This is a genomic window from Ancylobacter sonchi, assembly GCF_018390695.1.
GTDB lineage: Bacteria > Pseudomonadota > Alphaproteobacteria > Rhizobiales > Xanthobacteraceae > Ancylobacter > Ancylobacter sonchi.
The window spans coordinates 1-14,347 of record NZ_JAHBGF010000009.1; the positions used below are offsets into that span (position 1 = coordinate 1).

The following is a 14,347-nucleotide window of genomic DNA, read 5'->3' on the forward strand; positions in this document are numbered from 1 at the left end:
AAAAAAACCAATTCCGTGGACTTTTTGGCTGTTTCAGCCACCATGTCCGGATGGACGATGGATGGCAACTGAGACTCGACATTCTCAAACGGGATGCCGAACAGAAGATACTTGCGCCGTTGCGAATGCATGGGTGGAAGGCAGCAGTCGACCGTGAAGTGAAGCCCGGCGAGTATATCGTCATGTCGGCCGAGCGTGGGGGTAAACGCCTGACTTTTGCGCTGCTCTATTCCTCGGCAACCGACAACAAGGTCTACCAAGCCCTCCAGGCAGAGGTAGATCTGATCATGTTCAACGGTGCGCCCTACCATCTCCAATCGTTCACCCAAGGCATCACAGCGCCCGTTCGCCCGGCCGATGAATTTCCGGTGATCCTTGTACAGTGGAACCGCGAGACATCCGAAGGCAAGTTCGCGCCTGATGAGGAAGCGGTTGCAACACTCGATGAGGGAGAAGAGGGTGACGATCATCGCGTGCTTCTATCGGAAACGCCGATCGAAGCGGTATGGCTGAGGCTTCGTCAGTTCCATAGCGTTCGGCTCGCGCAGGGCATGATCGAGGGCCGTGCCGTCCGGGCCGGGGTGCCGCTTTCATCCGAGGTGCTCAAGGACAAAGCTGAAGGCGTCGCCTTCGCGCTGCGCAACGCGACCGACTATTTCACCGCATCACAGACGCGCAATGTCAGCCAGCGCATCCTCAATCTCTATTACGGGTCGATGGCTTTCGTGTTCGCCGAGATGCTCGCCGCGCCGATGGGTCCTGTGACGCTTGCCGAAATAGAGGACGTCACCAAAAAGGGCCACGGGCTCTACACTATCGATGGTGCGACAACAGACCTGCAGGACATCATCGTCGGAGCCAAGCGGTCGGGGTTCATGCCTTATTGGATGCAGTTCCTTGGAAAAGACACCGCTTGGCTTCCAAAAGATGCAGCCAAGGTGTCCGAGCAAGTGCACGCCCGTCCCGAGGGAAGCTGGGCAACGCTCGAGGAGCTGTTTGCGCGCATTCCCGAGATAGCCGATTTATACATCGACATCTTCAAGAGCCCGGCAGGCTGGCTGCTGCCCAGCCACGACACATCCGCGAACCCGGGCGGTTTCAGCTCGCGCCAACACGAACGCCCTACTCGGACCTATGCAGTCCTTACCGACATGTCGGGACGAATGACACGCAATGATGTCGCTGCATTTCCTGGCCCAATCAGTGAAATTAAGAAGCTCGAATCGAAGGGGCGAGCACGGCGTTTTCGCGCCGCAATTGACCATGCCGGCCTTGACGTCTGGTGGAATGCGCTTCAGGTCCACCGCAGTCCACTTGGGCGCACAGCGCTTATCAAGCCCATTTTTTTAAACGTGAATGAATACCGGGCACTTTGTTTCACGGTGCTCTATGCGTTGTCGATAGTCGTGCGTTATCGGCCCAGCGTTTGGCGCCGGGTGCAGGAAGGTGATCTGGACCATATGCGCGCGCTGATCGAGGCCTTCCTTGCCGTGGTCGAAAGGGTGCTACCCGAGCAATTCCTGCTGAGCGTCACCGACAGCAGGATTTACGTGAAGCAGCCGGGCTCGCTTTTTTGAACAGCAACCGGCAGATCGACTGTCAACTCATCCCCAACCGGTCTGTTAGCAATGACATAAACCCTACCTGCCCGGAAAGCCAAAGCATCACGGGATACCATTTCTGCGTCAATTGACTTTTGAGCGTCGACATTCCACGGCCATGCAAAGCTGGACGGGAAACGCTGCTCAGTTTACCACCTATGGGAAACGCTCAGGCCATTGTTCGCCGGATTTCCCATGCCGACACTGACAACAGATCTCATCGGCCGCGTTAAGCGTCTTCCCCTTAAACCCTCCGCCACGTCGGCCCTAATGCCGCTGTTCGAAGCGATCTCGAACGGCCTACACGCTATCGACGATCGCCACAGGGATAAGGCGAAAGATCACGGTACTGTACTCATCGAGGTGCTCCGTAAGGAGAACGCAAATCCGTCATCACCTGTCACAGGCTTCGTTATCACCGATAACGGCATAGGGCTTAACGACGATAATTATAGGTCATTCTTGCGGCCTGATTCCCAGCACAAGTTCCAGCGGGGCGGCAAAGGTGTAGGCCGCCTAGGCTGGCTCAAGGTCTTTAAGGACATTCACGTAGAAAGCACCTTCGTCGACGTTACGGGCCAGTTGGCCGTGCGATCCTTCGATTTCGTGCTCAGCGACACAGAGCAGGTCGTGCTTCGTCCGGGCGCGCGGGCCTCGGCAACAGGCCCAGGCACGCGCGTTTCTCTCAGGACCTACGACACCCTCTATGGGACGAAATGCCCGTTGGATGCCGTTACCCTTCGTCAGAAGGTCATCGGCCATTTCATGCAGCTCTTTGCGGCCGGCGCAGCTCCATCGATCACGATGGCGGACGGGGTAGATACCGTTGACCTGAAGTCGGCATTCCATGACCTCGTGCGCAACACATCCGAGCAGACTATTCCCGTGCTTCTGACCGACGGTGAGACCATCGAGCTGACGATCAGGCACATACGCGCGGCTAAAGCGATCCGGCCTGACGCCAATAAGAAGGCGTATAATTGGCTGTTCCTCTCGGCGAATGATCGAGCCGTTGAAGAGACCGTCATTGATGACCAGATCGGCCTGAAGGCGCTCGATAGTGACGACGTTTATATCGGATGTGTATCGGGGCCACATCTCGATGCACATGTGAATCAGGAGCGCACCGGGTTCAGCTTCGATGCCGGCGAAAGCCGGGAAATCCGCCGGGCGTTGCAGGCCTCGGTGATGGCTTACCTCGCCACCTATGTCGCTCGCTTAAAAGAGAAAAAGCGTCGTCTTGTACAGCAGGTCATCGCTGAGTACCCGCAGTTCCTCTATCTACAGGGCGAGATGGAGGGCTTCATCAACAAGCTTGCCCCCGGCGTGACTTCGCGCGAGGCGGTCTATGTGGAAATGTGCAGGCATCGCTACCGCCGGACGAACCAAGAAAACAACAAGCTCGAAGAGGTTTCAAAAGCCGGAACCGCGCTGACCAAAGAGGTAGAAAAGAGGGTCGAGCAGTATCAGGCTTTCGTTCAGGAGCAGCAGCGAGGCGTGCTGGCGGAGTATGTCCTTATAAGAAAGTCTGTTATCGATATTCTGGACCGCTATGCCGAGTACCAGGAAGGAACAACGAAACACTACCTGGAAGAGGCGGTTCATAAGCTAATTGTTCCAATGAAGACCGACTCGGCTAGTCTCGAGATCGGTGATCATAATCTCTGGTTAATTGACGATCGCCTCGCGTTCTTCGCACATTTTGCTTCAGATCACCCGCTCAAGAAATACACGGATAATCCATCGTTGGATCGACCCGATGTCGCCTTCTTCTACGATACATGTTTCGCTTGGCGAGAGCAGGAGGCGGCGAATACTGTGGTACTCGTTGAATTCAAAAGGCCATCACGCGACGATTATAACGGCGAGGATAATCCACTTAAGCAGGTGATCAGCTATATCAAGAAGTTCAAGACATCCACTTCACTTAAGGATTCGAAGGGGCGCCAGTTATCTCCGCGGCTGCAGAGTGCCACGTTCCATTGTTATATCGTCGCGGACATAACGGATTCGCTGCGCGAGGCGATTGAAGGGTATCGCTTCCATGAGACGCCGGACGGCCAAGGCCTGGTCGGTTACCTGACCAATCCAGATGCCGTTGTCGAAATTATCTCGTATCCCAAACTGCTAGCGGACGCGAAAATGCGGAACAGCATCTTTTTCCAGAAGCTCGGCATCACCAACGTCGATCCCGGTGCTGCACGCGCCGAGAATGCGATCGAGGATGCTCTCGACGAGGTCGACGCCGAAGTCGATGCGGACGGTGAGGCGGAGCGGCTCCACCTTGCGGCTACCATCGTGTTGGCCACTTAGCTTGAGAGGGCGAACTTTCTTTGGCCAGCCTGTACCGGGGTCGGCCCCACCAAATTACTCTGCCGAGAGGGCAGCAGGTAAACTTCGCCGGCCACATGTCACGGCGGCCAGAGCTTTGACTTTCTCATCCAGAATGTGCCCCCATCAATTTGCGTGCTAGGGCGTGGTCAGCCGGACTTCCTCCGTACCCGTTTCACCGCAAGCTTTAAATAAGACCGGGCCTTCCGTCTAGTCACGGGAGGAGCCCATGCCATAGCATTCGCTGGCGGACGATCGCCATGCTGTCGCCATCCCCGGCATAACGCTCAGCCGCACGCCATGGCGGCATGTCTTTGCCGGTGGGACATGTACCGCCCAGCCAGCTTTGCATCGAACGCCCTTGCGTAATGCAATGATGAAGTGTCATTTTGCCCTTGAATGCGAGTAATGAGGTAACGCACGTAAAACATCGACGGCTCTCCACCGTGATGTTCCTCAAAGCTCACTGGATATTTAAATATGACGACCGCATATTCTATGACGTGTAACACGGTCTGTGATTATACTGATCGAAGTATATCGATATTCGCATCAAAGACATGAAGCCTTAGTTATCGTATTATTAACGATTTACACTAAAATGCATCTAGCTTACGCCGTAAAATTTGGTGTTGAGTTATCGATAAATCCTTAGGCCGATTATCAAGTCCATATGAGAAATGGAATCATGAAATGACTTTGCATCATGAAATAGCGGGAATAGCAAAAGAGAATTCGGCTATCTATGTCGGGAAGCAGACTGTTGAAAACTTATCGCTAGTTGCTATAAGGGATCAGATAAGTCGACTGGTCGGCAACAGAATAAAAGTTGTTTCGGATAACTTTTATTCTACTCTTAGATCAGCGAATACTATACTTGGTGGTGCTATTAAGGATTTAGATTATAAGTTTCACTTACAAGGAACTACTGTATATCTGTCGGCAGTTGGAGGATTGAAGCTAACCGTGGAATACGGTTGTGTGGATGAGCAGACGCAAGCTGACGTAAAACTTGGTGAAATTGAAATGATCGTCAAAGAAATGTCGATTAAAATCGACATTTCACCAAGTACGCTAGTGTGTAATCCGTCTACGGCGACATTCATACCTTCGATCAATCGGGAAGGCAATTTTGATGATATCTTAGACAATGCAAATGTTGATCGAGATTTGGCGGTTAGAGTCGAGGGAACGTTAGCATACAGTTCGATACAGACGATGATTGCATCGATGCTTAGAGACACATATGCGATCAGCTTTATATCCTTATTTCCGGGGATTGTGCTTAAGGGAAATCTTAATATCCATGTCATTGGCGCGCAAAGTACAATTTTGATTGTGCCGAGTGCAGGTATTGCCCGTGCGCCCGGTTCGGTATGTGAGTGTGCGGATGTTGGCGACGGTATAGGTGAGAATAAGCCGGGATCGACAAATGTGACATCCAACGATCTTGGGAACGTGGGAACGATCGAAATTGGAGGGCCCACTGCTCCTAATCCCTCTAGTGTCCCCCTTGGCCGGCGGAGCAGAGGTATTGGCGATACGGGATTCTATTTTCCTAATTTAGTAGCGAAAAAGATAGTTGAGGGCCCGTTTCCTTTGGTTCGCGTTGATCTTTCTCAAGGTGGAACATTGAAATGGAATGCCCACGGTGTGGTAGACTTCAAGTATAATGCAAATTGGTTTGATGATGCATTAGGTGCCACGTTAGTAAGATTGATGAGTTTTCCCGGCGATACAACATTTGCTGGAAATCTAGAAGTAGATTTGGGTAAACTCGGAACCTATAAGGCCTCAGAATTTGTGGCGCATCAGCAACCGGGGCCCTGCGAAATCAAGATCGCGCTTTATCCAGTTTTGCGAGACGGCACAATAGTATTTAAGCCTGTTGTGCAATCCATTGCTATTGCGGATTTCTATGTCCAAATAACATTTATGTCTATTTGGGCATCGTATTTTGGTCCGCTCGGTTCCATAATCGGATTCATTGTAGATATGATTATTGGCCGTATGGTGGCTCACAACATACCTATCGAATTAAGACGCGCGCTAAACAATTATATGTCAAACGCTGCATGGAAGATAATGGACGTTAGCTACTGGGAAAAGCTGAGTCAGCAATCTAAAAGATACACTCCTAACCCGGTTGTTCTCACTGATGTGCTTCCTGATTCTATGCTTATTTCTGCGAAGTTTGATGATTGACGGATAGTATCATGTTTCACTGGTTAGTCGTCTCAATGAGACAGCGAATAGGCGTTCCAGGCTCTGGCTGGACGGATGAATAATCGTCCTCTATTCGGTGAATAACTCAACGTAAGTCCGAGATGGGCGCCGTGTTAAAATGGCGCCCATCAATTCTCATTGCCCGAGTCGGGCGATGCTCGTTAGCGAAGTGGTCGTGGGGGCGATCACTGTATCGCTTGCTAGCTTTATTAGATTATGATAACCTATTTTATCAAAAGTTATTGGAGGGCGTATGGAGGGGATCAGAATCGAGCTGCGTGGGTCCACTGATGACGGCCATCCAAACAACGACAATTTCCAGAATGAGCTCGCGGCCCTTTCCCAAGCCCTCGCTGCGGCGCAGGTTCCACATAGTCAGATTGCCATATCCCTGCATTCGCAGGGAGCGATGGAATTCCTCTCTCCCGAATTGTTCGTCACGGCCGCTCAAGTCGGGGTGCCGGCACTCGCGGCCATTCTCGGCGCATGGGTGCAGGCGCGTTGGGGCCGACGCGTTCGATTGAAAATTGGCGACTTAGAGGTTGAGGCTGGCACGATGGAAGAGGTCGAGCAATTGCTCCGGCTGGCACGTGACCACCAAAAGTCGAGCGGCGGCCATGGCGAGGGCGAAGTATGACGGCGATCTCGATCATTCCGGCGGGTAGTCGCCTTCCTGCGCTCGTTCGTGCTGCCGACGAGCGCACCCGCTTCCGCTTCCTCGAATTTTTCACGGCGCAGATTCGCAATCCGAACACTCGCCGTGCCTATGGCAAGGACGTGTCGCAGTTCTTTGAGTGGTGCCAGGCGCAGGGTGTGCACGAGCTTTCCGAGATCCACACGTTGCACGTCGCCGCCTATGTCGAACTGCTGACCAAGAGCCATGCCGCGCCGACGGTGAAGCGTCATGTCGCGGCGATCCGGCGGCTGTTCGACTGGCTAGTGACCGGGCAGGTGCTTTCTGCCAACCCTGCCCTTTCCGTTCGCCCTCCAAAGCACTCACAACGTAGGGGCAAGACACAGATCCTCGAGTCCGATGAGGCGCGCGTTCTTCTCGATGCTGTCGACACTGACACGCTTATTGGCCTTCGCGATCGAGCGCTGATTTCGCTCATGCTGTTCGCGCTCTCGCGCATAGGCGCCGCGATCACTATGAAGGTCGAGGATGTCTATATGCAGCGGCATCGGCTCTGGGTTCGGCTGCACGAAAAGGGCGGCAAGGTGCATGAGATGCCATGCCATCATACACTTGAGGCTGCACTTCATGCTTGGCTGGACGCGAGCGGGTTGCGGGCAAATCCGAAGGCTGCGCTGTTCCCAAGCTGCCCGGGGCGGATGAAAGCCGATGACTTATCCTGGGTACTAGCAGGTAAGGCAATGACGCAACCTGGTGCTTATCAGATGATGCGCCGGCGCGCTGCTGCAGCTGGGATCTCGGCTATCATTGGCAATCACAGCCTGCGCGGCACCGGAATCACGGCCTACCTTAAGAATGGGGGGACGTTGGAAAAAGCCCGCGACATGGCGAACCATGCGAGCACCACTACCACGCAGCTTTATGATCGTCGCAGTGACGATGTAACCCTCGACGAGGTGGAGAGGATTATCATCTGAAGTGGCAATCAGTAGTCGGGCCAGATGTAATCCGGCGACTCAGCGATAGGGTGACGGATCAGCGTTGTGACTGGGGCTGCTGCAAATCTGATCAGCGAGTTTTGGAGCTGTTTGCTGCGCTAGAAAACATATTTTCCGCTCCATCAAAAGGTCTTGTACTCGAACGTCGCTGCTCCCGCTAATGTGAGGCTGCGGTTTATTCATTTGTTCTCCGAGCTTCACATACTCGCTAGACAAAAAATACAGTAGAGCGATAGCAGAGACGGTAGCTGTGATTACTTCAAGATGGAATGGCGCCCATGATGGGTTACTGTGTAGATTTTGTGCGTATACTGAAGGAACGGAAATTATCGACTTTATGATTGATATTATGAGCGATAAAAATGCGATAATCGCGCCTACTATTCCGAGCGATACGTAAAAAATAAGTCGACCTAAATCGAAGATCGCAATCAATGCTATAAGGGCTGAAATAAATAAAAATGGTGTGACAAGACAGAGCAAAATGTGAGTGCGGCGAGATAAAGAATGGGGCTTCGCCATGCTATCACTCCAAATTACTATTCACTCTTTATTAGAGTCTGTCATGTGTCCACGGGTTTCTATTCGGTGCGCCTTGACATGATTGCGAAGCCTGAGAATACCCCTGAAGGTTTCCGGCGCTCCATATCAATTTACCACTTGCTGAAAACGAATAAGGCCACCAAATTGGTGGCCTCACTCTAGAGCGTCGGGGGTCCGTCACGAACGAAGCGCGCTGCCGACCTAAGTCCCGACGTTTCAATTCAAAATATAAAGGGAGGCAGCCTGTATGTCAAGGAATCTGACTGACCAGGACATACAAGCGATCAAGGCGCTTATCTCAGAGGAGCGCTTGGGGACGTTTCGTTCGATCACCCACAGCGACGACGATGCCATCGAGCTGCACCAGGCGGCCATGATGCTTTCCGCATCGCTCATGTCTGTCACGGGCATGATAGAAATAGCCCTTCGGAATGCGGTTTGCGACCAAATCTCGACCGATTATGGCGTAGCCGACTTTTTGCGGCGTCCCCCCTTAGGGCTCCACTGGCACGCGCTCGAGAAGAAGAAGATCGAAGACGCGGAATCACAGGCACGCCGCGCGGCATACTCAAAGCTCGATAATGCCGGGAAGGAGGCTCTGGACGGGCGAGCGTTTCCGAACGGAGTGCCGCCCAACATCAAACACACCACGCTCGCCAGGAAACGCCAAGCGACGCTCGTGGTCTCCAGTGGACAGGTGGTCTCCCAACTCACGATTTTTTTCTGGAAGCGGCTCTTCTCGGAACAGTATGAGCCGACGCTTTGGAAGCGGTCATTGAAGAAAGTTTTCCCGAATAAGAGATATGAAAGATCCGATATCGCAGAGCATCTCGAAGTACTCTATCAAATCCGAAATAGACTGGCACATCATGAGCTAGTGTATGGTCGGCGCCTCGAACAAATACGAGGAGCAATCGAATTTGTCGCCCATAATATGAAATCGCGCAGACCCGATCCGGAATCGAATTTTGCAAAATTCGTTTTGCCACACCGTGAGCAGCTGGATAGTCAGGTTGCTGTGTTCACTGCGACCTTCAATCGTCTCACCACTCCGCCGAATGAACGACACGACGGGTAAAGCATACAGGCGTAAACTTCAGCACTTTCGACAGTGCATATGAGCCTCGTCACTGCAGGTAACTATGGACCGGCCTTCCAAAAAGCATCACTTCGTTCCCCAGGCCCAGCTTAGGCACTTTGCCGCCGATCCAGAAAGGCGCACGATTTACGTTTTTGCAAAGCGAACCGATCGGTCTTTTCTGACGTCGATCCTCAACGCCGGGTCCGAAAACGACTTCAATACGGTGAGCCAGGGCGACACAAAATGGAACTTCGAGGACCTTTTCCGGGAGGTCGATGCGCGCTCTGCCCGCCTCGTCGCCGAAATCGTCTCCCGGCGCTCGCTGGCTTGGATGACGGCGGACGATCGTATTGCGCTGGCCGATTTCTTCGCGACCCAGATGCTGCGGACGCATTTCAGCAGAACGACACCCAAGTATCTGGCCGGGCAATTGCGGGAGATTGCGCGCCAGGTTGGCTACGATCCCGATGCCGACCCCCACATGGCCTTGCCCTCTGACGCGGCAGTGAGACTTCGGGCGGTCAAGGCATTCCTTGAGCGGCAACGTCACACGGTAGCCCTGCTTGGCCTTCATCCTGCCCTTTATGGGAGCTCCGGCGAGCATCGCTTCATTTCGTCGGATCATCCCGTCAGTCGCATTAATGCCTTTCCCTATGGGGATATCGGGCTCACTTCGCCGGGCGTCATGGTGATGCTGCCGGTTTCACCTGACCTGACGGTCGCGCTGCTTTGCCCGACGATTGTCCAACGCTACGAACTGGCGGCGAGTGCAGATATCGAGCCTGAAAGCAAGGCAAGTATGATCCGCTATCGGGACGGCCTGTGGTCCGGCGACCCGATCGCCATCGAAGGCGACATGGTGCGCTACCTTAACGGTCTCCAGGTCTCGCAAAGCGCCAGCTATCTTTATGCCGACAGCGATGCGTTCGACTTCGCTCGCGAAATTCTGCGGGAGGACGAGGACCTGCGGAGCGTCGAGACGCATTCGGAGCTCGGAGAGATGGGGCATGGGCCTCCACCGCGCCCGGGAATGCCTGCAGGGACACACCTCGTCATCTTTGGTTCCCTCGATCACTGCATGCTGGCGATTGAGGAGATCGACGAGAGCGGCGAAGGCCTGACGGTACGAACCAGGCAGGTCGATCTGCTCGCTCAGGTCGCCGCCGACAGGGGGATGTTGCGGGTCGAGCTATATGTCGATCGGCAGGTTACGCATGGAATGGGCCAAGCGATGGTGGAGCGTTTTGGCGAACCGTCATCCGGCTGGTTTCGGGTGGTCCATCGCGACCCGAGCCTGAGATCGCTCAGCGTTCAGCTCGATGCCAAGCGCCGTTGAGATCGCCCGGAGCGGACAGAGCGCTTCAGGATCCGGTCGAGATCGGCGTAGGTGAAGGCGGGGGCTCGCCCGATGAGGAACGACGGGGCAAAAAAGTCGATCACGTTCTGTCCGGGTTTCAGAGCTTCACGTATCTGGCGCCGGACCTGCTTCAGTTGTTCGCCGGAAGGATTCGCGACGCCATCGCGTTGCAGAACGGCCGTGACCATATGCTCTAGGCGATCCCGCCGCATGCGCCCGCTGCAGTAGCTTCGGATGTATCGCAAGAGCGACTGCAGGAACAAACCCTGGCAGTGAAAAGACTGCATGACGCCGCCCAAGGTCTGCTCGAATGCAGCTGTGACGTTCGATGTTCTGTTCATCTCGCGATAGAAAGCCAACGTTTGCGCTTCGAGGAAGCCGACGCCGATTTCCGCGGGCGGCGCGCAGAAGAGATAGGACGGAACCGGTTGCCTCAGACTGACGTGCCTGTAGAGATGCAAGCCGAAGCACAAAGCGAAGATACAGGTCAGATTGTTGGCCGTCGCAACGTTTAGGGCACGGAGATCCTCGATGATCTCGGCCCAGCCGACACGTTCGCCGCTGGGTGCAAGAAGGAGGCCCTGGGCGGCTGTTCCGTGAGCATCGACATGTAGCACAGGTCTCAATCCCTGCTCGGCTCGTGTCGTCAACTGCCTGAAGAGCTCGCGCAGTTCGCTTCCATCTCGAACCGCATATTCGAACACGGGGAAACCACCCGCGGTAGCGAGGCCTTCAAGGTCTTCTAGGATGCGACGGGTTGGTCCCATCTCGCCTTCCGGCAGCGAGTGGATCCAGACGATCGCGTTGGTCTGCAATGTTTCTGAAATCGTGAGAGCGGTGTCCGAGTAAACTATCATTCCGGCGGGTCTCGCCTTGCTCTCTGAATCTATGGGTTCACACCTAACTATCTCGCAGGCACGAGTTGCGGCGGCAAATGGTACCAGTGCTAGACTGGCAAAGTTGAACAAGAAAAGCATGGGGGGAACATGACGCTTCCGACGCTCGGTCGGCTGACCACCATGAAGGTCACTGATGTCTGGGAGAATGAGCCGCGCGGGTTCACACCATGGCTGGCGCTCCCCGACAATCTTACGCTCCTGTGTGAAATTCTCGGCCTCGACGAGCTGGTGGACGTCAAGCAAGAAGACGCGGTGGGCCGCTATCGCGTCGACATCCTCGCTCGGGATCAGGACGGTGGGACCGTCGTCATAGAGAACCAGTTTGGCCGTACAGACCATGGCCATCTCGGCCAGATCATGACCTACCTCGCCGGCCAGCAAGGGCGTGTCACCGTCATCTGGATCGCCGAACGGTTTAACGAAGAGCATCGAGCGGTCGTCGATTGGCTCAATGCCAATTCCGGCGACGACTACACCTTCTTCGCGGTCGAGGTGGAGGTGTTACGCATCGGTGCGTCCGAGCCTGCCCCGTGGTTTAACGTCGTTGCAAAGCCCAACATCTGGAGTCGCAGCATCCGCGCCGGCTCTAGCGATGCCGAAAGCGCGGAGATTGCATCGCGCCACACGTTGCGCATGTCTTACTGGTCATCATTCGCCGAATATCTGCAAGCCCACAGTTCCGAATTCCGTATCAAGCGCGCGAACAAGGACCACTGGTTTTCGTTCGCCTCAGGACGTTCAGGATCCGTTATCTCCGCTACAATCAGCGTCGAGCGGTACAAGCGCATCGGCGTCGAGCTTTACAATCACGGCGACGGCACCAAGGCCATTTTTGATGCGCTGCATGCACAGCGTGACGAGATCGAACGCGAAATAGGCGTCACACTCGAATGGCAAAGGCTGGATGGTCGGAAAGCGACACGCATCGTCCTCTACCGGACCGGCGAGGACCCTTCTGACCCACTTGCATGGCCCCGTCAGCACGCATGGATGCTGGATTACATGGTGAAGTTTCGGCGGACATTCGGCTCGCGCCTCAAAGCCCTGCCATTATCGGGCTTCCGTCAAGCGGACGATGAAGCATGACGATTCGTATTAATCTAGTGTTGAGATCATTGTATTTCGATATGTTGAAAGTTATCTTAACATAATTGTAATAATATTATTCTATACATAAATTGTACGGACGCCATAGCCGCACTCAACTATGCGTCCGTACAACGAAATTACATTCGATTTTTTATGAAGACGCCTGCCGACCCTTTGTTGCATTCACTTGCCCGTTCTCATTCCAAAGAGCCCGGTGCCGGGTCGCGTCCAGATTCATTCGCTGAGCCGAAAAAAGACGACATGCTGCGCGACCTCGATGCGCAGATTGCCGCCATTGCCGAAATGGTGGCCTCGCAGCGTTCGGCGGGAGCCGATGAGGCGAGCCTTGGCAATCTTCGCGGGTTCGCCAACCAGCTTAAGGCATTGCGCGGGCAAGTCGAAACGGCGGCCTCGCCCCAGTTCCTCATGCAGCTTCGTGGACGGATGTCCGCAGCAATGACCGCCGCCGCTGGCGCAGTCATATTAGCGCCGGGTGCGACTGCAGCGTCTGCCGGCAGCGCCGCGCTACGCATGGCGAGCGCTGAAACACAGCGGCTTCTGGGGCGGAACAGCGGCCAGATCTCCGAGCGGTCCGAGGAAATGTCGGACTGGGGCCAGAAATACGGCATCGACCTGACCGAGCACCAGAAGCGTGAAATGGAGCTCAAGCGCCAGGAGCAAGAGCTGCGCGATAAGGGCGACTTCCACGGTGCGCTTGGCATCCACGCCGACCGTCTGCGCCATCAGATCGGCGGTTACAGCACGCTGCTCGACAGCGACAAGCTCTCCGATGCCGATCGCCGCAAGATCGAGGAGCGCAGGAAGCAGGCCGAGGACGATCTTCAGGCCAGTTTGCGTGAGCAGGAACGGCTCGGGAAGGGCAAGGACACTGGCCAGGCCGAGCAACAGGGCAAAGATGATAGGTCGGATGTGAAGGAACTGTATGGCCCCGATGACAAGCGCAGCACATGGGAGTTAGAGCGACGCACCGACTTGAAAGCGGGTCAGGCCTCCGCACGAATGAGCCTGCGCGATGATTCAACGAGTGTCAGTGCCGGACAGGCGGAAGTAGCTACTCAGGGTGTAACAACCGAGGTCAAGAAGGCCATGGGTCAGGCTCTTGGAGCCGCGTTCGAGCTTGGCGCGCCCGATGATGTGAAAGCACAGGCTCGGCTGGCGGCAGCACCCGCCGCCTCCGCGGGCGCCCAGGATTCCTCGCGCACGGCCGATCTCTCGACCAGTGCGAAGCCTGCCCCAACCCTGACGGCCGACACCCACAAACCGCCCGCCGGTCGCGGAACTGCCCCCTGAGACCGAGAGCCAGCAGCTCTCCGCTCAGCGTGCCGGAGTGCCTTTCAAGGCGTTGCGTATCCATAGCGATTTGGCCGCCGATATCCCGACCCAGCCGATCCCGGCTAGGGTGGCGCCGAAAGGGCCCCCGACAGCGGCGCCCGCGAGCATCGCCCCCTTCATCGTGAGGACGCCCGAAGCGGCACCGAACAGCATTGCGCCGGCATCACCTGCGCCCTCGGTCGAGGTTGAGCGGCGCTCGCTTCCGATAGGTTCCATGTACCAGGACATCCATAGG

12 protein-coding genes are annotated in these 14,347 nt (G+C 55.2%); 9 read left to right on the top strand and 3 right to left on the bottom strand.

What is annotated here, in order from left to right; translation table 11 throughout:
* From KHC28_RS01265 to KHC28_RS01285, 5 genes are all read left to right on the top strand, one after another.
* A partial coding sequence (locus KHC28_RS01265) for a YaaC family protein (protein ID WP_214006526.1) occupies positions 1-1,577 on the top strand: 1,577 nt, incomplete at its 5' end.
* Between the two features lie 219 nt (positions 1,578-1,796).
* On the top strand, positions 1,797-3,914 hold the full coding sequence (locus KHC28_RS01270; protein ID WP_214006527.1) for an ATP-binding protein: 2,118 nt from the start codon (positions 1,797-1,799) through the stop codon (positions 3,912-3,914).
* A gap of 711 nt (positions 3,915-4,625) precedes the next feature.
* The gene (locus KHC28_RS01275) at positions 4,626-6,137 is read left to right on the top strand and encodes a hypothetical protein (RefSeq protein ID WP_214006528.1); all 1,512 of its coding nucleotides are present in this window, start codon (positions 4,626-4,628) and stop codon (positions 6,135-6,137) included.
* Between the two features lie 274 nt (positions 6,138-6,411).
* Positions 6,412-6,795, top strand: coding sequence for a hypothetical protein (locus KHC28_RS01280; protein WP_214006529.1), 384 nt, complete (start codon positions 6,412-6,414; stop codon positions 6,793-6,795).
* Positions 6,792-7,769, top strand: a complete 978-nt coding sequence (locus KHC28_RS01285; RefSeq protein ID WP_214006530.1) for a tyrosine-type recombinase/integrase — start codon at positions 6,792-6,794, stop codon at positions 7,767-7,769. The genes KHC28_RS01280 and KHC28_RS01285 overlap by 4 nt, the downstream gene beginning before the upstream one ends.
* A gap of 39 nt (positions 7,770-7,808) precedes the next feature.
* Here KHC28_RS01285 and KHC28_RS01290 read toward each other — a convergent pair whose 3' ends face one another.
* Positions 7,809-8,312 carry a hypothetical protein gene (locus KHC28_RS01290; protein WP_214006531.1) on the bottom strand — a complete coding sequence of 168 codons (504 nt, stop codon included), beginning with the start codon at positions 8,310-8,312 and terminating at the stop codon, positions 7,809-7,811.
* 268 nt (positions 8,313-8,580) lie between these two features.
* Between KHC28_RS01290 and KHC28_RS01295 the strand changes: the two genes are divergently transcribed.
* Together KHC28_RS01295 and KHC28_RS01300 are read left to right on the top strand one after the other, a co-directional pair.
* Positions 8,581-9,411: an Abi family protein gene (locus KHC28_RS01295; protein ID WP_214006532.1), complete on the top strand. Its 831-nt coding sequence runs from the start codon at positions 8,581-8,583 to the stop codon at positions 9,409-9,411.
* Between the two features lie 64 nt (positions 9,412-9,475).
* The gene (locus KHC28_RS01300) at positions 9,476-10,750 is read left to right on the top strand and encodes a DUF4238 domain-containing protein (protein WP_214006533.1); all 1,275 of its coding nucleotides are present in this window, start codon (positions 9,476-9,478) and stop codon (positions 10,748-10,750) included.
* On the opposite strand, the gene KHC28_RS01305 is transcribed toward KHC28_RS01300, so the two are convergent.
* Positions 10,726-11,628, bottom strand: a complete 903-nt coding sequence (locus KHC28_RS01305) for a hypothetical protein (RefSeq protein ID WP_214006534.1) — start codon at positions 11,626-11,628, stop codon at positions 10,726-10,728. The genes KHC28_RS01300 and KHC28_RS01305 overlap by 25 nt on opposite strands.
* A 129-nt stretch (positions 11,629-11,757) precedes the next feature.
* Here KHC28_RS01305 and KHC28_RS01310 point away from each other — a divergent pair, with 129 nt between their 5' ends.
* Both KHC28_RS01310 and KHC28_RS01315 read left to right on the top strand, forming a co-directional pair.
* A complete protein-coding gene (locus tag KHC28_RS01310) occupies positions 11,758-12,756 on the top strand; it encodes a DUF4268 domain-containing protein (protein WP_214006535.1) in 999 nt (332 codons plus the stop codon).
* A gap of 156 nt (positions 12,757-12,912) precedes the next feature.
* Entirely contained in the window at positions 12,913-14,070 is a 1,158-nt protein-coding gene (locus tag KHC28_RS01315; protein WP_214006536.1) for a hypothetical protein, read from the top strand.
* A 24-nt stretch (positions 14,071-14,094) separates the two neighbouring features.
* Here the strand turns inward: KHC28_RS01315 and KHC28_RS01320 are convergent, their stop codons facing one another.
* Positions 14,095-14,340 (bottom strand): hypothetical protein, encoded by a 246-nt coding sequence (locus KHC28_RS01320; protein ID WP_214006537.1) that lies wholly within the window; start codon positions 14,338-14,340, stop codon positions 14,095-14,097.
* Positions 14,341-14,347: the final 7 nt, after the last annotated feature.